This window comes from Sphingobium ummariense RL-3, assembly GCF_000447205.1.
Lineage (GTDB): Bacteria > Pseudomonadota > Alphaproteobacteria > Sphingomonadales > Sphingomonadaceae > Sphingobium > Sphingobium ummariense.
The window spans coordinates 1-21,060 of the sequence record NZ_AUWY01000115.1 but is presented as its reverse complement, the minus strand read 5'-3'; the positions used below and the strand labels follow the sequence as shown (position 1 = coordinate 21,060).

Genomic DNA, 21,060 nt, shown 5'->3' with positions numbered 1-21,060 from the left:
GGCGACCCGCGCCCCATCGCCAGCCGGCCCAGCGCCCGGCCGATATCGGGCAAGGCCCGCAGTGCGGCGCGCAGCGCATCGCGCAGCATCGCGTCGTCATGGAGGAAATGGACCAGCCCCAGCCGCGCCTCGATCGTGGTTGCGTCCATCAGCGGCGCGGAAAGATCCTGTGCCAGCAGCCGTGCGCCCGCGCCGGTGACGGTGCGATCGACCGAGCCCAGCAGGCTTCCCGCCCGCGCGCCCGCCATCGTCGCCACGATTTCCAGGCTTTCGCGCGTCGCCGCGTCGATCGCGACATGGCCGCCGCTCGTCTTGCGCAACGGCGGCGCGAGGAAAGGGAGGGTGCCCTTTCCCGCATGGTCGAGATAGCCGATCAGGCCGCCCATCGCCGCCAGTTCCGCCCGGCCGAACTGGCCGAAGCCATCGAGCGTCGCGACGCCGAACAAGCGCTTCAGCGCACGTTCGGCGCCTGCGCTGGAAAAGGCCCCGGCGTTGAAGGGGTGGGTGTCGGCCAAGTCGAAGGCCGATCCTTCCGCGACGACGATCTCGCTCGGCCGCAACCGCGCCAGCTCGGCCGGCAGGTCCGCGACCCGCAACGTCAGCGTCTCGAAGCGTCCGGTGGAGATGTCTGCCGCTGCGAGGCCGATCTCCGCCGCTTCCGCGCCGCCGGTCCTTGCCAGCGCGACCAGCATGTTGTCGCGCCGCGCATCGAGCAGCGTTTCCTCGGTCAGCGTGCCAGCGGTCACGTAACGGACGATCGCGCGCGCCACGAGCGCCTTGGAGCCGCGCGCCTTGGCCTGCGCCGGCGTCTCGGTCTGTTCCGCGATGGCGACGCGGTGCCCGGCCTTGATGAGCCGCGCGAGGTAGCTTTCGGCGCTGTGCACCGGAACGCCGCACATCGGGATCGGCGCCCCATCATGCTCGCCCCGACTGGTGAGTGCGATGTCCAGAGTCGCCGCCGCGGCCTTGGCATCGTCGAAGAACAATTCGAAAAAGTCGCCCATACGGTAGAAGAGCAGGCAATCGCGCGCTTCGGCCTTCAGCGCCAGATACTGCGCCATCATCGGCGTGGCGCTTGCGGCGAGGCTTTCCTTCTCCATCGACATTTTCCAGCGGATAGCGGCAACCACCCGATGAGGAAAGGGCCGCAAAAATGCGCTTCTCGCACTTGCCCACAAGATATCCTTGCCGCTAGGGCCTGCGCGAAATCGAGTGGAGGCGGGTGCGCGATGTCTGACAGGTCGAATGTCGAATTTTCCGAGCGCGAGGCGCTGTTCTTCCATTCGACCGGCAGGCCGGGGAAAATCGAAATCATCGCATCGAAGCCGATGGCGACGCAGCGCGACCTCAGCCTCGCCTATTCCCCCGGCGTCGCCGTTCCCGTGCGGGCGATCGCGGAGGATCCGGCGACCGCCTATGATTATACCGCCAAGGGCAATCTCGTTGCCGTGATCTCCAATGGTACCGCTATCTTGGGTCTCGGCAATCTGGGGGCGCTCGCGTCCAAGCCGGTGATGGAGGGCAAGGCGGTCCTGTTCAAGCGCTTTGCCGACGTTGACTCGATCGACATCGAGCTGAAGACCGAGGATGTCGACCGCTTCATCGACGCGGTCGAACTGATGGAGCCGACCTTCGGCGGCATCAACCTTGAGGACATCAAGGCGCCCGAATGCTTCATCATCGAGCAGACGCTGAAGGAGCGGATGAACATTCCGGTCTTTCACGATGACCAGCACGGCACGGCGATCATCGCGGCGGCCGGCGTCATCAACGCGGCGATGCTCACCGGCCGCGACATGAAGCACATGAAGGTGGTGGTGAACGGCGCAGGCGCCGCCTCCATCTCCTGCACCGAACTGATCAAGGCGCTCGGCGTCCCGCATGAGAATGTCATCATGTGCGACAGCAAGGGCGTGATCTGGCAGGGCCGGACCGAAGGCATGAACCAGTGGAAATCGGCCCATGCGGTGCCGACCGACGCGCGTACCCTGGCCGAGGCGGTCAAGGGCGCCGACGTGTTCCTGGGCCTGTCCGTCGCCGGGGCGATGTCGCAGGACATGGTGAAGTCGATGGCGGACCGGCCGATCATCTTCGCCATGGCCAATCCCGACCCGGAAATCACGCCGCCCGATGCCAAGGCAGTGCGTCCCGACGCGATCGTCGCCACCGGCCGCTCGGACTATCCCAATCAGGTCAACAATGTCCTGGGCTTCCCCTTCATCTTCCGCGGCGCGCTCGATGTGCGCGCGACCACGATCAACGAGGCGATGAAGCTGGCGGCGGCCAAGGCCATCGCCGAGTTGGCGCGCGAGCAGGTGCCGGAGGAAGTCGCCAAGGCCTATGGCCGATCGCACAGCTTCGGCCCGGACTATATCATCCCCGCGCCCTTCGATCCGCGCCTGATGGAGATCGTGCCGTCGGCGGTGGCGCAGGCGGCGATGGAGACCGGCGTCGCGCAGAAGCCGATTTCCGACATGGCTGCCTACCGCCAGTCGCTCAAGGCGCGGCTCAATCCGACGACCTCGGTCCTGACCACCGCCTATGAGGTGGCAAAGGCCAATCCCAAGCGCGTCGTCTTCGCCGAGGGCGAGGAGGAAGTGGTGTTGCGCGCGGCGATCCAGTTTCGTGACCTCGGCTACGGCATCCCTGTGCTGGTCGGCCGGCATGAGGTCTATGACAAGCTCAAGGCCCTGGGCGTCGCCGACCCGCAGAGCTTCGAGCTGCACAACAGCGTCAATTCGCCGCTGGTTCCCGACATGGTCGACCTGCTCTACAAGCGCCTTCAGCGGCGCGGCTATCTGCGCCGCGACTGCGAGCGGATGGTCAACCGGGACCGCAACATCTTCGGCCCGCTGTTGCTCAAGCTGGGGCAGGCCGACGCGCTGGTGACGGGCCTCACCCGCCCCTATGCGCAGACGCTGCGCGAGGTGCGGCGCGTGATTGATCCCGCACCCGGCCGCACGCCCTTCGGAATCCACATCATGGTTGCGAAGAACCAGACCGTGTTCCTCGCCGACACGACCGTCAACGAGCGCCCCTCTGCTTCCGAGCTTGCCGACATCGCGGAGGGCACTGTCGCGGTGGCGCGCCGCATGGGCCACGACCCGCGCGTCGCCTTCCTTTCCTATTCCAACTTCGGCAACCCGCCAGGCAGCTATCTGGACAATATCCGCGATGCCGTGACGGTACTCGACGAACGGGGCGTGGACTTCGAATATGAAGGCGAGATGGCGCCCGACGCCGCCCTCAACCCGACGGTGATGAAGAGCTATCCGTTCAGCCGGCTGTCCGGTCCTGCCAATATCCTCGTGATGCCGGGCCTGCAATCGGCCAACATCTCGGCCAAGCTGCTGAAGGAACTGGGCGGCACCTCCATGATCGGGCCGATCCTGGTCGGCGCGGAAAAGTCCGTCCAGATCGCGACCATGGCCTCGAACGCGTCGGAACTGCTGACCCTTGCCGTCCTCGCTGCCGGCGGTATCGCGCTTTAAAGGCGCCGTGCCGACTGGCGCGCGCGCCCGAAAAGGTGTAACACTCTGCCAGTTTACGTAAACGTAAATCAAGGGAGAGACAATTGCCTAGCTTCACCGCGCCGACCGCCGATGTCCGTTTCGCGCTCCGGCAGGTTGTCGAACCCGGCTCGCTCGACGAGGACATAGCCGAGGCCGTGATCGAGGGGGCCGGCCAGATTGCCGCCGACCAGTGGGCGCCTTTGCGCGCCGCCGGCGATCGGGAAGGCGCCCGGTGGACGCCCGAAGGCGTGAAGGCGACCCCGGGTTTCGCGGATGCCTATCGAGGTTTCGTCGCCGGCGGCTGGGGGACGATCGGCATAGACGAGCGCTTCGGCGGCCAAGGCCTGCCCTTTGCGCTGCAGATCGCCGTCTACGACCTGCTGGGCAGCGCCAACACCGCTTTGCTGCTCTGCCCCATCCTCAACAATGGCGCGGTCGAGGCGATCGCCCATCATGGCAGCGACGCGCAGAAGGCACTCTGGTTACCCCGGCTGGTTTCGGGCGAATGGACCGGCACCATGAATCTCACCGAGCCGCAAGCGGGGTCGGACGTAGGCGCGCTCAAGACGCGCGCCACGCCCCGCGGCGACGGCAGCTGGTCGATCAAGGGCACCAAGATCTTCATTTCCTATGGCGATCACGACATGGCCGAGAATATCGTCCATCTCGTTCTCGCCCGCACCCCCGGTGCGCCCGAAGGCACCAAGGGCATCTCGCTGTTCCTCGTTCCCAAATACCGGCTCGACAGCGACGGGCGTCCGGGTGCCTTCAACGACGTGCGCGTCGTATCGCTGGAGCACAAGCTCGGGCTCCATGCCTCGCCCACCTGCGTCATGAGCTATGGCGAAGACGACGACTGCATCGGCGAGATGATCGGCCCGGAACATGGCGGCATGCGCGCGATGTTTACCATGATGAACAATGCGCGCCTGCTGGTCGGCCTGCAGGGCGTCCATGTCAGCGAAGCCGCGACCCAGGCAGCGGTCGACTATGCCCGGACCCGCATTCAGTCCCCGCTTGCTGGCTCGGCCGACCGCAGCTCGGTTCCGATCATCGAGCATCCCGACGTGCGCCGTATGCTGCTGCGCATGCGGGCGCAGACCGAGGCCGCGCGGGCGCTGGTCTACTACACGGCCGGCCAGACCGACCGCGCGCAGGCCGGCGATCCTGCGGCTGCAAGCCGCGTGGCGCTGCTGACCCCGCTGGCCAAGGCCCATGCGACCGACATCGGCTGCGAGGTCACCTCGCTCGCGATCCAGGTCCATGGCGGCATGGGCTTCATCGAGGAAACCGGTGTCGCCCAGCTCTATCGCGACTGCCGCGTCTTCCCGATCTACGAAGGCACCAACGGCATCCAGGCCGCCGACCTCGTCACGCGCAAGCTCGACCTTGATGGCGGCGCGGCGTTCGCGGCGCTGCTCGCCGACATGGAGGCGGATGCGCAGCATGGCGCATTGCGCGCGCTGATCGCGCAGTGTCGCGATGTAGGCGCCAGGCTGGGCGGGGCGGGGGTGCTGGACCGCCTTGCCGCGAGCAGCCCGTTCCTCACCATGCTGTCCACGGCGGTCTGCGGATGGCTGCTGGAGCGCCAGGCCGGGGCAGCGTCGGACGAAGGAAACGCCTTTGCTACGCGCAGGCGCGCCGCCACGGCTTTCTACCTGGATCAGGTCGTTCCCCATGCCAGCGGGCTCGCGGGCGCCGTCTCCGCCCCGGCCGCGGCGCTGTACGACCTTCCTTCCCCAGACTTTGCCTGACCGCCCCAATTTCGCTTGCCTCGCCGAGGCTGCTGGCCGAAGGAGTGGCGGAAAGGGGGGACGCGAACGAGATGATCGGCGAAGTGGAATTTGACAGCGCGACCTTCCGCCGTGTGCTGGGCCATTATCCGACCGGCGTCTGCGTCGTCACGGCAAGCGAACCCGGCGGCGGGCCGGTGGGCATGGTGGTGGGCTCCTTCACCTCCGTATCGCTTGATCCTCCGCTGGTCGCCTTCTTCCCCGCCAAAAGTTCGTCGAGCTGGCCCCGGATCAAGGCGGTAGGCACGTTCTGCGTCAACGTCCTCGCCAGCGACCAGCAGCCGCTGTGCCGGCAGCTGGCCGGCGGCGCGGCGGACAAATTCTCCGGCGTATCCCATCGCCATTCGGCCAACGGGTCGCCGATTCTGGATGGGGTGGTCGCCTGGATCGACTGCAGCCTGGAAGCAGTGCACGAAGCAGGCGATCATTATATCGTGCTAGGCCGCGTCCAGGCGCTCGGAGTCGAACGCCCTGGTCCGCCGCTGCTGTTCTTTCAGGGTCGCTACGGCGCCTTCGCGCTGCTCGACTGATTCCGCCGGCACGCACCCGTTACGGCTCATTAACATGTGGGAATTATTCTGGGTCTGCCCCCGCCCGGATCGTTCATGACAGCTCTGCTCATCACCGTCGACACGGAACTTTCCGCATTGCTGCACCGGAACGGGGTGCCGCTGGAAGAGAATGTCCGCCGTTCGATATGGGCCGAGGCCGGGCGCGCCGCCTATGGCATCGGCTGGCAGATGGCGTGCCTGTCCCGCCACGGCCTGAAGGGCGTCTTCTTCGTCGATCCCCTGCCGGCGCTGGTCCACGGCGCGGACTTCCTCACCCCCATCGTCCGCACGATCGTGGCGGCGGGGCATGAGGTGCAGCTTCACATCCACACCGAATGGCTGGAATGGGCGGTGGATTCGCCCGTGGCCGGAAGGCAGGGCCGCAATATCGGCGACTTCTGCCTGGGCGACCAGATCACTCTCCTTGGCCTGGCGAAGCGGCTGCTGGAGGAGGCGGGCGCTCCGCCGATCAAGGCTTTTCGGGCGGGCAATTTCGGCGCGAACGACGATACGTTACGCGCGCTCGCGCAGGTCGGCCTCCGCTGGGACAGCAGCGTCAACCCCGCCTATCTCGGCCGCGAATGCCGGATCACGGCCGATCCGCAAGCGATCGGCGCGACTCGCCAGCTGGGCATGATCGAACTTCCCGTGTCGGGCATCGCGGATCGCCCGGGTCGTTTCCGCCCCGCTCAGGTCTGCGCCATGTCGGCGCAGGAGATGCGCGTGGGTCTTCGCCATGCCGTGCGGGAAGGGCATGATGCTTTCGTCGTCGTGACTCACAGCTTCGAGATGCTGTCGCGCGACCGCTCCCGACCCAACCATGCGGTACTGGGGCGATTCGAGCATCTGTGCCGGGATGCTGCACGGCTGCCCGGCATACGTTCCATGGGCTTTGCCGATCTTCCGGCGGCGCTGCCCGACCGGCCCGCCGGGCCCCGAACCCGCGCGCCTGCGAGCTACGTCCGCACGGGCCTCCGCATGGCGCAGCAGCTCTGGGCGACATGGCGCTACGAGCGGCGGTTCGGCCCGGCATGAGCAAATCCCTTCCGGGTGCGATCGTCCTGGGGCTCGACAGCGCGATCGGCCTTACCATCATCCGCGAGCTGGGCGGTCATGGCGTGGCCGTTCATGGCGTTGGTCGGGGCGCTGGGGCGATCGGAGCGGCTTCCCGCTACTGCACCTCCGCAACCGAGCGACCGAAAGGGGCCATAGCCGACTGGCTGCCGGGGCTGATCGCCGCAACGGGCGCCCGCGCCCTGCTGGCGACCTCGGAAACCGATCTGATGGAGCTTGCAGCCCTGCCGCAGACGATCGACGGCTGCCATATCCTGACGCCACGGTCCGCGCAGCTGGAGCAGGTGATCGACAAGGGACGCACGCTTGCCGTCGCGGCGTCGGTCGGGCTCCTCGTTCCGCAGACCTGGCAACCCGCGGAGGGCGATGATTTTGCCGCTCGCGCGGCCGACCTGCTCTACCCGCTGGTCGCCAAATGGGCCCGCCCGCCCCAGGCCATCGCTCTGCTGGAACAGGCGGGGCTCGAATGGATCAAGGCGGAATATGTCCGCACCCCGGACCAACTCCTCGCCTTGCTGGAGCGCTATCGCCCGATAGGGCGCTGGCCGCTGATCCAGCAATATTGCGGCGGCGTGGGCCTAGGTCAGATGCTCTATATGGAGGAGGGGCAGGCGACGCTCCGCTTCCAGCATCGCCGGCTGCACGAATGGCCACCCGAAGGCGGCGTGTCGACGCTGTGCCAGGCCGAGCCGCTGCAGCGCCACCGGTCGCAGATGGCGTCGTCCGAACAGCTGCTGCGCGCCCTGCGATGGGACGGGCCGGCGATGGTCGAATATCGCTACGAAGCGGAGAGCGGCCGCTACTGGCTGATGGAGGTCAACGGGCGCTTCTGGGGCAGCCTGCCGCTTGCCTGGCATTGCGGCGCCTGTTTTGCCTGGGAAAGCTATCGGCGTGTGGTGTTGGGCGAGCGCGACCCGGCGCCGCTGCCGCGCGGCGACTTGCGCGCTCGCTACATGATCCCGGAAACCAAGCGGCTCGCGCGTCTGCTGCTGGCGCGCGACCGGATCGGCGATCCCTTCTTCCGCGCGCGGCCGCTCGCGGACCTGGCCGGCTATTTCCTCGCCTTCCTTGACCCGCGCATGCGCTATTATGTCTTCCTCTGGCGTGATCCGGGCCCTTGGCTCCGGGACATGGTGCAGGGGTTCAGGAAAGCCTTGCGCCGGGAAAGGCGCTGACCAGCCGCTCCACCGCCCCTTCGATGCGGCGCAGGCAGGTCACCATATAGCGGTCGTCCAGCCCGTAAGGATCGTGAAGATGGGGCAGCACAGGGCGCGCCCAGCGACCGAGAAGCAGCCGGGGCAGCGAGCGCAAGGCGGGATCGGCGGCGAGGCGATGCAGCTGCCGCACCTCCATCGCGAGCAGCAGGTCGCCGGACTCCGGCCGGTAATCGGCCAGATCGAGCGCGCGGTGGCCAGACAGATCATGTCCGAGCGCCCGGGCAGCGGCGACCGCCGGTTCATGGGCGGGCCGGCCGGTCGTTGTCGACAGCCCGAAGGAGGCGGTACGCAGCCCTGCCTTGCGCGCCACCGCCTCGGCAAAGGCGCTGCGGCAGACATTGCCCTGGCAGACGAACACGAGCCGCCGCACCTGGGCCGGATCAGGGATCCGGCTGGCGGACAGGCCGAAGGCCAGCTGTGGATAGGAAAGCGCCAGTCGCACCAGGCCGCGCCATGTGCCGAAACGCGACCGGATCATCGGCCAGGTGCGCGAAAAATGGCGGAGACGGAAGGATTAATAACCAGAGGCAATCGAGCCCGGTTTTCCTGCGACTTGCTCCATCACGGTGCTGCTTTCCTACATTCCATACCACAAACATCCCTACAGGCATCGAAAACCCGTGGCACGACGCCATTGTGACGAGAACAAAAGTTGATGTCCAGTAGCCAAATAGCCTGCTCAAGAACGCCTTGGGGATCACGATCTGTCCATAGGCGATTTCAGGTTTGCAGCCTCAACGCGGATATATGGCTGCCGGTAGCGCGGTATCTGTCCCCTCACTGCTTATGAATGTATGACCGCTGTTGGAACTGACCAGTGGCGATCTGGATGTCCGATTTGTCGGCGGTTGCTGCCTCGGGGCTGATCAGGTGCCGTCTCCAACTTGAAGAAAAATCCCCAGACCAACTAGCGCCGTGCTTGGTGTTGCCCTTTTCGCCCGCGTTTCTTCAGCATCGGTAGATTAGGTCCACCAGCTTGTTCACAGGTGCAGTATCAATATCCAGGGAAACAGCGGCTTTGATCGACCCTGTCGCTGGTCCTTTTCGGGGTCGAACCTACCGCCCGGGAATGATGAGTGGGCCTGTGGCGAACAGACGTCGAGCATTGGTCAACGATAAGGCTTGTTTCCATCGCCTCGATGTGAGCAAGGACCTTGTCTCGCTGCCTGATGAATGCCGAACCCGGCCAACGCTGCGCGCGATACTAACCTGACAGGACAATATATGGGCCAACTGCGCACAGCAAATAACCGTCGCAACCGCGCGGTTCGCAATGCGATCGGGCGCCGACGCGCTGCCGCAGAAATCCTGACGGGCGACACCGCCGTGCCACCGGCAAGCGAGGCCAAATCAGAGCGAAGCACCTCCTGAGCGACGCCGTCGAGGCCCGCGATCTGCCGATTGAATTGATCGACACGGCGGATATTCCTGGCGGCGGTCAATTGCTCCTGCGCCGGCGGGGTAACGATTTCGCGATCGAGTATGGTGAAACCCAGTTGATGGTAAGCTGGGTCAGCCGGTCCGAGCAGGCCCTGGCAACGCTCGCCTGCCAGCGCGTTTGCAAGGACGACGCACGGCTGCTGATCGGCGGGCTCGGCATGGGATTTACGCTGGTCGCGGCACTGGCTGCCTTGCCCGCAAATGCCAGCGTAGTCGTTGCCGAACTCGTCCCCAAGGTTCTGGATTGGGCCAGGGGACCGTTGTCCCACTTGTTTGGCGATGCGCTGGCCGATCCGCGCCTTACAATGGAAATTTGCGATGTACACGACCTTATCGCAGGATCGCCTGAACGATTTGACGCAATCCTGTTGGATGTCGACAACGGACCCGACGGGTTGATCAGTCTCGCCAATGACCGTCTTTATTCGGTTGGAGGGTTGCAAATGGCCCATGCCGCACTGCGTCCGGGCGGCGTTCTCGCAATCTGGTCCGGCTATCCGGCTTATGGCTTTGCCGACGAACTCGAAGACGCAGGCTTCATCGTCGAAGAGGTGCATCTGCGTACCGGCGAGCACGGCCGGGGTGACCGTCATGTCATTTGGCTGGCGACCAGGTCGTGAACTAAGCATTGAGGTTCGATGCCAGGTCAGCCTGCCGACACCGAGTCGCCCAAGCCGCTCGAGGTCCGTGGAATTGTCGTCCCTGTTGATTGCTACTGAGAAGTGACCCAGGGGATCCCGTAATTTTCACTGATAATTGACCCATGCTTGAACCCGTCCCCGGCTGTGACGAGCGGGGGACCATGGTGTGTTGGACATGGCATTATTCGAGAAACTCCCATGCCGTTCGCCTGTCGGTAATTGGCCTTCCGCCGACAGAACTGCCGTTACCGACCATCAATTCGTTGGAAGCAGCTCTTCATTCATTGGTTGCTGACGGCGGCCGCTGGCCGGCTGCTGTCAATCGGCTTCGGGTCACTGAATGCAGAAAGCCGACGGCGAGATACCTCAATCGAACATTCCGGGGGGATTAGAACGTCGCGCAACTTCCCGCATTACAAAACTGCTACGAATTTTTGCAATATGCGGAAGTATGGATAGTTCTTGACGGTAAATTTTGTCATATTCATTGAATGAATTTACATGGATCATAATTATGAAATCCGTATCTCCCGACACAAATCCACAATATGACATGGATGGGCATTTGACGACTTCCTGCTCGAATTCGTTAAGCACATTCTCTGCCTGTGATCGTAATTCGATCATGACCATTACGACGCCGCTGAAACCCAATGCTGCCATGTTCACTTGGGCATGATAGCTCTGGATGATCCCGGCATCTTCGAGGATCTTGCGCCTCCGCGCCACCGCGCTGCTGGAAAGGTGGATACGCTCCCCTATCGAAACGTCCGAGGCACGACCATCGGCAGACAGGATACGAAGGATTCGCAAATCCACGCCATCAAGCGAAAAAGATAGTGATCTGTGCAAAATCTTGCCCCCTCTTGACAGAATTCCGCAATCGGAGCGGTGAATAGGGCAGAGATTCACAGGAAGCGCAATCTCGATTCTGTTAGCATCCATTGGGCCTGATGAAGGAGCAGACAGAGCCATCCGGTCGATGTCTGCCACCTTCCAAGCAAGGGACATAAGGCGCCGCACTGGCGGCAAATGGGGCTGCGAAACGGAAAGACGGTCATCGATAATCGCCGGAACGCCCGTAGTCCTTGAGAAGGGGATGCCCTGAAGGTCGGAACAGATCGACAGGGGAAAAGACATATGGGCATCGAAGAATCCGGCCGCCGGAGCGCGTCTGCGTGCCTCCGCCTGCGGCTCATGGCGACCGCAAGCCTTTCCGCATTGCTTCTCGCGCCCGGCCATCTGGCGGCACAGACGGCAGAGTCGCCTGCCCCCGTCCTGGAAAGCGCCGCACCGCAGGAAGCGGCGGGCAGCGGCGAAATCACCGTCACCGGCACGCGCATCGTCCGCGACGGCTATGATGCGCCCACGCCGGTCAGCGTCATCAGCACCAAGGAGCTGAAGGCCGAAGCGCCGGCCAATATTTCCGACTTCGTCAACACGCTGCCGGCCGTGCGCGGTTCGGGCACCGCGGCCTCGTCCAACGGCTCCCTTTCTAACGGCGCGGCCGGTATCAACACCGTGAATCTGCGCAACCTGGGCGCGGCGCGTACCTTGGTGCTGTTCGACGGCCAGCGTTCCGTGGCATCGACGACCACGGGGCAAGTTGACGTCAACACCTTCCCCCAGACGCTGATCGCGCGGGTGGAGGTCGTCACGGGCGGCGCTTCCTCCGCTTATGGGTCTGATGCCGTCTCGGGCGTCGTGAACTTCGTCCTCGACAAGGAATTCACGGGCTTCAAAACCAATTACGAATATGGCGTCACCACCTATGGCGATGGCGCCAACCACAAGATCAATTTCACGGCCGGGAAATCCTTTTCCGAAGGGCGTGGGCACATCCTCCTGTCCGGTGAATATTTCACGCAAAAGGGGATTCAGTCCATCGACCGGGACTGGAACGACAGCGGATATTTCCTCGCTAACAACCCGGCCTACAGCGCCGCCGCTTGCACCGACAGTTCCGCGACAACCCTGTGTTATCCCGAATATTATGTCGGGTCAGGCATAGGAACGGGCCAGTTCACCCCCGGCGGTCTCATCAGCACGGGGCCGTTGAGAGGAACCTATTTCGGATCGATCGATCCGGCGACGGGCAAGGCCAGCGTCAATCAGCTCGTGTTCGGCGCGACGAGCGGCCAGTGGATGCTGGGTGGCGATTACGACATCACAAGCGCGGGGCATCGCAGCAGCGCGACCCTTTTGCCCTCGGAAAAGCGCCACAACGCCTTCGCCCGGGTGAGCTACGACTTTTCCCCGGCATTCAATATCTTCGGGCAATTCTCCTACAGCCGCTACGGCGGCCAGAGCTATTATCAGCAGACGCCCACCACCGGCGTCACCATCCAGCGCGACAATGCTTTCCTGCCTGACAGCGTGCGCGCCGCGATGGTCTCCAACAATCTGAACTCGATCCAGATCGGCACCAGCAACATCTTCCTGCCGCCCCAGGGCAGCGACAATATCCGGCAGGTGTTCCGCTATGTCGCCGGCGCGAACGGCGACTTCGGCACCGGCGGCATCGACTGGTCCTGGGACGCCTATTATCAGCTTGGGAAGGCCAAGACCCATGAGGAGCTGACCAACGCCTGGAACATCCAGCGCATGGCGAATGCCACGGATGCGGTGGTAGCCCAGGCGGGCAATGTCGGCGGCTATGCGGCCGGCACGATCGTCTGCCGTATCAATGTGGACGCCAATACCGCCAATGACGACAGGAACTGCGCCCCGCTCAACCGCATCGGCACGAACGGCGCGTCTGCGGCGGCGATCAACTATGTCCTCTACGGCGGCCTCCAGCCGCTGCGCAAGCAGGAGCTGAAGGAAGAGGTCGCAGCGGCCAATTTCTCGACCAACAATCTGGTCGACCTGTGGGCCGGGCCGATCTCGCTCGCCTTCGGCGGCGAATATCGCAAGGAATCGGTGACCGGCTCGGTCGATCCGCTCTTCCAGCCGATCGTCGCCAACGGCGTGACCACGGGCACTTGGATCTATGGCAATTATCTGCCGACCTTCGGTCGCTATAATGTGAAGGAAGCCTATGTCGAAACCGTCGTGCCGCTGTTCAAGGGCATGGATTTCAACGGCGCCTTCCGTATTACCGACTATTCGACGTCCGGTTCTGTCCAGACATGGAAGGCGGGCCTCAACTGGCAGGTGATCAGCGATATCCGCCTGCGCGGCACGCTGTCCCGCGACATCCGCGCGCCCAATCTGAGCGAATTGTTCGCGCCGGGCACCGGCCGCACCAATACCGTCAACGTGCCCCAGGCCGACGGCAGCACCATTCCCTATCAGTTCAACGAATCCACCGTGGGCAACCCGGACCTGAAACCGGAAGTGGCCAGGACGTTCGGCGTGGGTGCCGTATTGACGCCCAGCTTCCTGCCGGGCTTCTCCATGGCGGTCGACTATTACAACATCAAGATCGACGATGCGATCGACTCGCTCGCGGCGCAGACGCTCATCAACCAATGCTATGAACAGGCCATCGCCAACGCCTGTTCGGCCATTTCGACCACCGGTGGACGCGGCGTCACCACCCCTGGCCTCGCCGTCACCAGCATCGAGATCAAGCCCACCAACTTCGTCAGCCAGAAGACCAGCGGCATTGACATCGAGGCCAGCTATCGCCGGGAGGTCGGCCCGGGCGCCCTGACGCTGCGCGCACTGGCCAGCAAGGCGTTCAAGCTGGAAACCGATAATGGCGTGACCGCGACCACCGACGCGGCGGGACAGAATACAGGCGGCCTGCCGGACTGGACCTATCGTTTCTCGGCTGGATATGATCTGCCCTCGGGCTTCAGCATCCAGGCGATCGCACGCGGCGTCAGCGGCGGCGTCTACAACAACAACTATATCGTCTGCTCGACGGACTGCCCCGCATCCAGCGCCGACTATCGCACCATCAACCTCAACAAGATCAAGGGCGCGACCTATTTCGACCTGAACGCCAACTATGCCTTTGACCTGGGTGGATCGAAGACCGAGCTGTTCCTGTCGATCCGCAATCTGTTCGACAAGGATCCGGTGCTGGTCGGCAATGGCCCTACGGGCAACAATACCCCGGCCTATCCCCAGACCAATCGCGCCCTTTACGACGTGCTGGGCCGTGTCTTCCGTCTGGGCATACGGCTTTCGATGTGACGTCCTGATCTCCGCTTTCTTTCCTCATTCCCGCTGTCTTGTTCAAGGAGGATGCCCATGCCCGTTAAGTCCCTTGCCCGGCCATTGCTCGCGGCCCTGCTGACATCCATCGCCATCCTTCCCGCTTCCGCTCATGCGCAGGCGGACGCCGCCCTGAAACAGGAGGCCGCCGCCCACATCGACGGCCAGGCGAAGAAGGTGCAGGAAATGGTCGATTCCATCTTCAGCTTCTCCGAGCCCGGCTTTCAGGAATTCAAGACCCAGGAATATATCACCGATATCCTCGCCAAGCAGGGTTTCAAGATCACCAAGGGCGTGGCCGGCATCCCCAGCGCCTGGACGGCGACCTGGGGGGACAGCGGTCCCCTGATCGCGCTGGGCAGCGACGTGGACGGCCTGCTGGGCCTGTCGCAATATCCCGGCATGACCGGCATCAAGCCCATGGTGGAAGGTGCGCCGGGGCATGGCGAAGGGCATAATGCGGGCATGCCGCTGATCGTTGCGGCCGCCATCGCGGCGAAAGATGTCATGGTGAAGCACGGCATCAAGGGACGCCTGATGATCTGGCCGGGCATCGCGGAAGAACTGCTGGCGACCAAGGCCTATTATGTGAAGGCCGGCCTGTTCAACGGGGTCGATGCCTGCATCTTCACCCATGTCGCTTCGGGATTCGGCACTGGTTATGGCGATGGCGGCAACAACGGCATGGTCTCGGTCGAATATATGTTCAAGGGCCGCACGTCCCATGCCGCCGGCGCGCCATGGGCCGGCCGCAGCGCGCTGGACGGCGTGGAACTGATGGATATCGCGTGGAATTTCCGGCGAGAGCATCTGCCGCTCAGCCAGCGCTCCCACTATGTCATCACCAATGGTGGCGGCCAGCCGAACATCGTGCCGGGCGAGGCAACGGTCTGGTATTATTTCCGAGACCGTTCCTTCAAGGCGATCCGCGACCTGTACGAAACGGGCAATAAAGTATCGGAAGCCGCCGCCATGGCGACCGACACCACCGTTTCCCACCGTATCCTTGGCTATGCAGCGCCCAATTTCGGCAACAAGCCGATGGCCGAAGCCGCGCAGGCCAATATCGAGACCGTAGGCATGCCGAAATGGACGGCTGACGACCAGGCCTTCACCAAATCCGTGCAGGAAGGACTGGGCTTCAAGGTCCAGCCGCTTGCCGACAAGGTCAATCCGCTCGTCGATCCGTCGGAGCGCAACTCCGGCATGGGGGGCGGTTCGGACGATATCGGCGACATCATGTGGACGGTGCCGACCATCACCATCCGTTTCCCTTCCAATATCCCCAGCATGATCGGCCACAACGTCACCTCGGCCATCGCCATGGCCACGCCGATCGCACACAAGGGCGCCATCGCGGGCGCGAAGGCGGTGGCGATGACGGTACTCGACCTGGTGACGACGCCTGCCCTGCTGGCAGAGGCGAAGAAATATCAGCAGGAAGTCCAGTTCAAGGACGAGAAATATGATCCGGTGCTGACCGACGAAGATAAGCCGGCGATCTGGCTCAACAAGGATATCATGGACAAGGTACGGCCGGAGCAGGCGAAATACTATTATAACCCGGCGAAATATAAAAGTTATCTCGACCAGCTCGGCATCGCCTATCCGCCGAAGAACTGACCTCTCCCGGATCGGGCCTTCCGGGTTGCGCCGGGTCCGATCCGTTTCCCTGCGCAGCGGGATGCGTCAAACCGCTCTCGCTGCGCCGCCCTGTCCTTCCCTTTCGGAGCCGCGATCGTGACCAATGCCATTTCGAGAATGCGCAGATGGAACAGCCCGTCCCGCCTGCTGCTCACCGCCCTGCTCTCCACCGCCTCCCAGGCCATGGCCGCGCCCGCGCCGACCGAGGCCAGGGGGATGGCCGGCCAGGAGCGGAAGGACGGCTTCATCCCCTTTATCTGGGATGCCGCCAAAGGGCGGGTCCTGATGGAGATCGGCTTCTTCGATCAGGACATACTCTATTATGTCTCGGCGGCGACGGGCGGCGGCTCGGTCGAACTGCCGCTCGACCGTGGCATATTGGAAAGCACGGTCATCCATTTCGTGCGCGCCGGGAACAAGGTGCTGGTCGAGCAGCAGAATCTGAAATTCCGGTCGCTGACGGGCGACGCCGCCCATGCGGCAGGGGTGAAGGACAGCTTCCCGTCATCGGTGCTGGCCGCGCTGCCAGTGGAAAGCGAGGCGGGGGGCAAGGTGGTCGTCGATGCGACAGCCCTTTTCATGCGTGACGCCGCCAATGTGGAAGGAGACCTGCGCCGGGCGAAGCAGAACGGATATCGCTTCGACGCCGCGCGCAGCGCTTTCTACCCCAAAAGGATGAAGGCATTCCCCGAAAATACGGAAATCGAGACGGTCGCCACCTTCACCACGACCGACGCGCCCGGCACGCTGGTCAACGCGGTGACGCCCGACCCGCGCGAATTCACCTTGCGCATCCACCATAGTTTCCTGAAGGCGCCCACGGGCTACACGCCGCGCGCGGCCGATCCGCGCATCGGCATCTTCGGCCCGCGCTTCAAGGACTATTCCCGGCCGTTCGACGATGCGCCGGAAACGACCTGGATTTCCCGCTGGCGGCTGGAGAAGAAAGACCCGTCGGCACCGGTGAGCGAGCCGGTGAAGCCCATCGTCTATTATTTCGATCCCGCCATTCCTGCCCCGATCCGACAGGCCATGAAGGAAGGGCTGTTGTGGTGGAACAAGGCGTTCGAGGCGGCGGGCTTCCTCAATGCCATCCAGGCGAAGGATGCCCCGCCCGACATGGACCCCATGGACATCCGCTACGCCTATGTCCTGTGGATCAACCGCGACGAGCGAGGCTTTTCCAGCAGCGGCAATTACAACGACCCGCGCACTGGCGAGACGCTAGGGTCAAAGACGCATATGGATACGCACCGCATCCGGTCGATCGCCAATTATTGGGACGCCTATCAGGGCGGCCTTCCGGCAGACGGCAGCGGGATCACCGTCGCCGACCCCAGCCTGATCCAGCCCGGGGCGTTCGACGCCATGCCCAAGGGGCAGCGGGACATGGCGCTGCTGCGGCAGGCGCTGCTGACCGCGCATGAACTGGGGCACACGCTGGGTTTCGGCCATAATTTCGCGTCGAGCATCAACGACCGCGCGTCCGTCATGGAATATCCCACGCCGCGCGTGGCGGTAAAGGACGGCAAGCTTGACCTGTCGGACTCCTTCCAGAAGCAGGTCGGCGCCTATGATGTGTTCATGACACGCTATAGCTACACGCCCCTGCCGACCGCACAGGAAAAGCAGGGGCTTGACGCGATCATCGCGGATATGCGCGCAAAGGGCATATTATATGTGCCCGACAGCGACCCGCGCTGGACCTGGTATGACGACCGGGCGACCCCGGTCGAAAATCTGACCGAAAGCATGGCCGCGCGGAAGATCATGCTGGGCAATTACGGACCGGACATGTTGAAGCCCGGCGAGCCCTTGGGCGCATTGCGTAACGTCCGACTCTGGATGGCCTATCTGCACCATCGCTATGCCATCGAATCCGGTCTCAAATATGTTGGCGGCCAGTTCAACAACATCGTGGTTAAGGGCGAGACGCTGCCACCCACCCAGTTCATCCCCGGCCAGGAGCAGCGTGACGTGCTGGGACTGCTCATGCAGGCGATCGAGCCTGAGAATCTGATGCTGCCGGAAAGCCTACTGCGACAGCTGACCACCGATCCGACCGGCAATCTGGAGGATCTGTCGGCGGACGATGTGTTCGATCAGTTCCGCGCCGCGCGCATCCTGGCGGGCATGGTGGTCGAACCGCTGTTCGACCGGGAACGCGCCGCGCGCATGATCGCGCTTGCGGCGCGGCAGCCCGATGCGCTGACCTTTCCCCAGATGGTCGACACGATCCTGTCGCATAGTTGGCAGGCGCCGATCGGCGGCGATGGGCAGACGCGGGCAATCCGCCGCGTAGTGCAGGATGTCGTGCTGAAATCGATGATGGCGCTGGGCGGCACGCAGGATAGCGCGCCCGAAGCGCGCGCCTATGTGCTGGATCGCCTGGCAGTGCTCGCCCGCGATCTGGACAGGCGCAAGGATGGCGACCCGCTGACCGCCGCCTTCTACCGCCAGTCGGCTCGCGATATCACTCATTATCTGGAGGATCCGGCCGCTCATGCGCCCAAGGAGGTGATCCCGATTTGGGGCAAGGGGCCTCGATCGCGCTTTCCCCTGCCACCCGGTCCCCCTCTGGGCGGCTGACCGTTCCTCCACCTCCTGATCCGATCTGCGTTTGCATCCATGACTGCGGCTGGCATGGTTCGGTGCCCGCCGAGTGGTCCGGTTTGATTGTTAGTGCATTGTCGCCTCCGGCGCCATTGTCGGCCACAGGTCGAACGAAGCGGAACCAGGGGGCAACCATGCCGTTCGCCTCGATCACCAGGTCATAGCCGTCGCGGTCGCAGTCGGTGCGCAACAGTTAGAAGAGTTCGTCGCGCAGCAGAAGCTCTGAGGTGACGGCGGCGCTCAGATACCGGCCAGGCCCGGATTTCTCGAGCGCGCTGCCCGGCAGTTGCGAGCGACACCTTTGCAGCGCTGCCGAGGCCGAAGTCGCGGCGGTTGCCGTTTTTCTGGACGCGGCAGACCCAGCTTTTCGCGCCGCTGGTCTGGATCACCAGGAAAAGGCCATCGCCATCACCATGTCAGCCCGGGCGCGTAGCCGCTTTCACCGAAGTCGCAGAGAGCCTTCCCATAGCTCAAAATCTCCCACATTTTTTCCCACATTGCCAATCGGTCGCCGATGGACGAGCGGGGATGGGAGGGGACGCGAATCACGCTCAAAGCCGCAGAAAAGCTAGGCGGCGTGGACAAATTCGAACAGGCGCAGGTGATGCTCAGGCTAGCGGGGTCTCCGCTGCTTTTTCTATGATCTTTCGTGTCAGGTACTCGTAGATGCCACGCTGCCGACTGTCGTTCTCGACGATCTCGGCAGCTTTGATAACATAGTCTGCCTTCAGGGCAGCATTGGCGTCGGCAAGGCCCGACCGGATTGCGGGTATGACCTCTTCGGCAGTCAAGCCTTCGTGATGCCGACACTCGCCAACCGCTGGAAGCACTGTGACCGCAAATTCCTGCGGGCTTCCCCGTCCAACGGTCAGGCGAAGCATGTTGTGCGTTGGACCGGTGACATGTTGCGCGGTGAAGGTGCCGTCTCGTTCAGTGATGTGCATATGACCCCCTGGCGACGAATATAACACACGAGCGACCGCGATCCATTGGGCGGCACCGGCCCGATGGAAAAGAGATGCCATCGTTGACGCAGCCGAAAAGGGTTGATTCAAGGCTGTCTTTTGGAGGCAGGTTTGAGCCGGGGCGATCTCACCGAAGCAGAGTGGCGCATTTTGAGGGATTTACTCCCGATAGAACCTAAAAATCGTGGGCGTGGCAGGCGGCCCGAACAGAATCGTTCGATCATCAACGGCATACTCTGGCGGCTTCGATGTGGCGCTCCGTGGCGCGATGTGCCGCCCAAATACGGCAGTTGGAACACCATCTACCGCCGGTTTCGACGCTGGAGCGAAGCCGGGGTTTGGGAAAGCGTCGCCGTGACGCTCGCCGAGATCATGGCGGACAGTGGCTATTACAGCATAGACAGCACCACAGTCCGCGCCCACGTCTCGGCAGCGGGCGGAAAAGGGGGACTCATCGACGCGCTCTTGGCCGCTCGCGGGGCGGGTTCACCAGTAAGCTTCACTGCGTGGCTGATGCCCTCGGAAGACCGCTCGCCTTCATCCTGACAAGCGGTGAAGCGGCAGATTGCAAGGCATATGATGCCTTGATCGGCCTGCCTGAACGTGCACCTGATGCACTGTTGGCCGACAAGGGTTACGATGCCGACGCAATTCGTGCCGACCTCGCCGAACGGCAGATCGAGCCCGTAATTCCGGGCCGCTCAAACCGCAGGGTGAAGATCGACCATGACCGGACGATATACAAGCAACGCAACCGCATCGAGCGCATGTTCGGGCACCTCAAAATCAATCGTGCCATCGCAACCCGCTATGACCAACTGGCCAATAGCTTCCTCGGCATGGTCCATCTCGCCACCGCCAGATACTGGCTCAAATTTGTCCACGCCGCCTAGCCTTTCGTGATACGCGGTGGATGGGGGGAAGACAGAGTGTTGGCGGAGACGGAGGGATTCGAACCCTCGGTAGGACTAATCATCCTACGACGGTTTAGCAAACCGCTGGTTTCAGCCACTCACCCACGTCTCCGCACGAATTTGCCCACCGCGAAGGGCGGGCAGTGGCTTGGTCAGGAGCCTATAGCGAGCGGCTCGGGCCATGGCAACGCCGTTATGCAGGGCAAAGACGCAGCATCGGGAGCATCGTCGATTCGATCCGGCGCGGAATCGACTCGTGTCGCCGTTCGTTCATTGCCGTTTCAGCTTGGCGCTCGATAATCTGCGCGATGGTTTCACGGACAGATTGCGGGGAATGGCGGACATGATCGGGATGATTGGGCGTTTCGCCGTCCGCTGCGCGCGCACCGGTGCCCTTGCCGCGGGCCTCGCGAGCCTCTCTTTGACAGCGCCGGCGCTTGCCCAGGTGCGTACGGTCGATCCCAACACCGCGATCGACGCCGATCTGGCGCCGCCGCCCGCGGCAAGCCAGGCGCCCACCGATCCGGGG

General features: G+C 63.5%; 13 protein-coding genes, 1 tRNA gene and 3 pseudogenes. 11 read left to right on the top strand and 6 right to left on the bottom strand.

Annotation, left to right across the window (positions count from 1 at the left end; genetic code table 11):
- The coding region (locus M529_RS41730; protein ID WP_456242877.1) for a MutS N-terminal domain-containing protein at nucleotides 1–1,106 on the bottom strand (1,106 nt) is incomplete at its 3' end.
- Between the two features lie 123 nt (nucleotides 1,107–1,229).
- On the opposite strand from M529_RS41730, the gene M529_RS41725 reads away from it, so the two are divergent.
- The 5 genes from M529_RS41725 (at nucleotide 1,230) to M529_RS41705 (ending at nucleotide 8,105) form a co-directional block, all read left to right on the top strand.
- Nucleotides 1,230–3,491, top strand: coding sequence for an NADP-dependent malic enzyme (locus tag M529_RS41725; RefSeq protein WP_021319168.1), 2,262 nt, complete (start codon nucleotides 1,230–1,232; stop codon nucleotides 3,489–3,491).
- Between the two features lie 83 nt (nucleotides 3,492–3,574).
- Entirely contained in the window at nucleotides 3,575–5,266 is a 1,692-nt protein-coding gene (locus M529_RS41720) for an acyl-CoA dehydrogenase (protein ID WP_021319167.1), read from the top strand.
- A gap of 71 nt (nucleotides 5,267–5,337) precedes the next feature.
- A complete protein-coding gene (locus tag M529_RS41715) occupies nucleotides 5,338–5,835 on the top strand; it encodes a flavin reductase family protein (RefSeq protein ID WP_021319166.1) in 498 nt (165 codons plus the stop codon).
- A gap of 75 nt (nucleotides 5,836–5,910) precedes the next feature.
- Nucleotides 5,911–6,891 (top strand): polysaccharide deacetylase family protein, encoded by a 981-nt coding sequence (locus M529_RS41710; protein ID WP_021319165.1) that lies wholly within the window; start codon nucleotides 5,911–5,913, stop codon nucleotides 6,889–6,891.
- Entirely contained in the window at nucleotides 6,888–8,105 is a 1,218-nt protein-coding gene (locus tag M529_RS41705) for a carboxylate--amine ligase (protein WP_021319164.1), read from the top strand. Before M529_RS41710 ends, M529_RS41705 begins: the two co-directional genes overlap by 4 nt.
- Here M529_RS41705 and M529_RS41700 read toward each other — a convergent pair.
- Entirely contained in the window at nucleotides 8,074–8,625 is a 552-nt protein-coding gene (locus M529_RS41700; RefSeq protein WP_021319163.1) for an arsenate reductase/protein-tyrosine-phosphatase family protein, read from the bottom strand. The genes M529_RS41705 and M529_RS41700 overlap by 32 nt on opposite strands.
- A 928-nt stretch (nucleotides 8,626–9,553) precedes the next feature.
- Between M529_RS41700 and M529_RS41695 the strand changes: the two genes are divergently transcribed.
- Nucleotides 9,554–10,207 (top strand): spermidine synthase family protein, encoded by a 654-nt coding sequence (locus M529_RS41695; protein ID WP_021319161.1) that lies wholly within the window; start codon nucleotides 9,554–9,556, stop codon nucleotides 10,205–10,207.
- 387 nt (nucleotides 10,208–10,594) lie between these two features.
- On the opposite strand, the gene M529_RS48590 is transcribed toward M529_RS41695, so the two are convergent.
- Nucleotides 10,595–11,470, bottom strand: a complete 876-nt coding sequence (locus M529_RS48590; protein ID WP_236617713.1) for an Lrp/AsnC family transcriptional regulator — start codon at nucleotides 11,468–11,470, stop codon at nucleotides 10,595–10,597.
- Here M529_RS48590 and M529_RS41690 point away from each other — a divergent pair.
- The 3 genes from M529_RS41690 to M529_RS41680 all read left to right on the top strand — a co-directional run bounded on the left by M529_RS41690 (nucleotide 11,426) and on the right by M529_RS41680 (nucleotide 18,628).
- Nucleotides 11,426–14,374: a TonB-dependent receptor domain-containing protein gene (locus M529_RS41690; protein WP_174391627.1), complete on the top strand. Its 2,949-nt coding sequence runs from the start codon at nucleotides 11,426–11,428 to the stop codon at nucleotides 14,372–14,374. The genes M529_RS48590 and M529_RS41690 overlap by 45 nt on opposite strands.
- A gap of 57 nt (nucleotides 14,375–14,431) precedes the next feature.
- The gene (locus tag M529_RS41685; RefSeq protein ID WP_031295270.1) at nucleotides 14,432–16,018 is read left to right on the top strand and encodes a peptidase dimerization domain-containing protein; all 1,587 of its coding nucleotides are present in this window, start codon (nucleotides 14,432–14,434) and stop codon (nucleotides 16,016–16,018) included.
- A gap of 138 nt (nucleotides 16,019–16,156) precedes the next feature.
- Nucleotides 16,157–18,628 (top strand): zinc-dependent metalloprotease, encoded by a 2,472-nt coding sequence (locus M529_RS41680; protein WP_021319158.1) that lies wholly within the window; start codon nucleotides 16,157–16,159, stop codon nucleotides 18,626–18,628.
- 182 nt (nucleotides 18,629–18,810) lie between these two features.
- Here the strand turns inward: M529_RS41680 and M529_RS50370 are convergent.
- Both M529_RS50370 and M529_RS41675 read right to left on the bottom strand, forming a co-directional pair.
- A pseudogene (locus tag M529_RS50370) lies at nucleotides 18,811–19,053 on the bottom strand (Arm DNA-binding domain-containing protein); the annotation flags it as partial.
- A gap of 207 nt (nucleotides 19,054–19,260) precedes the next feature.
- Nucleotides 19,261–19,596, bottom strand: coding sequence for a hypothetical protein (locus tag M529_RS41675; protein ID WP_021319157.1), 336 nt, complete (start codon nucleotides 19,594–19,596; stop codon nucleotides 19,261–19,263).
- Between the two features lie 102 nt (nucleotides 19,597–19,698).
- Here M529_RS41675 and M529_RS49385 point away from each other — a divergent pair.
- A pseudogene (locus tag M529_RS49385) lies at nucleotides 19,699–20,510 on the top strand (IS5 family transposase).
- A 40-nt stretch (nucleotides 20,511–20,550) separates the two neighbouring features.
- On the opposite strand, the gene M529_RS41670 reads toward M529_RS49385, so the two are convergent.
- Nucleotides 20,551–20,643: transfer RNA gene (locus M529_RS41670), tRNA-Ser, on the bottom strand.
- A 231-nt stretch (nucleotides 20,644–20,874) separates the two neighbouring features.
- Between M529_RS41670 and M529_RS50075 the strand changes: the two are divergent.
- Nucleotides 20,875–21,060, top strand: a pseudogene (locus M529_RS50075) (DUF1134 domain-containing protein); the annotation flags it as partial.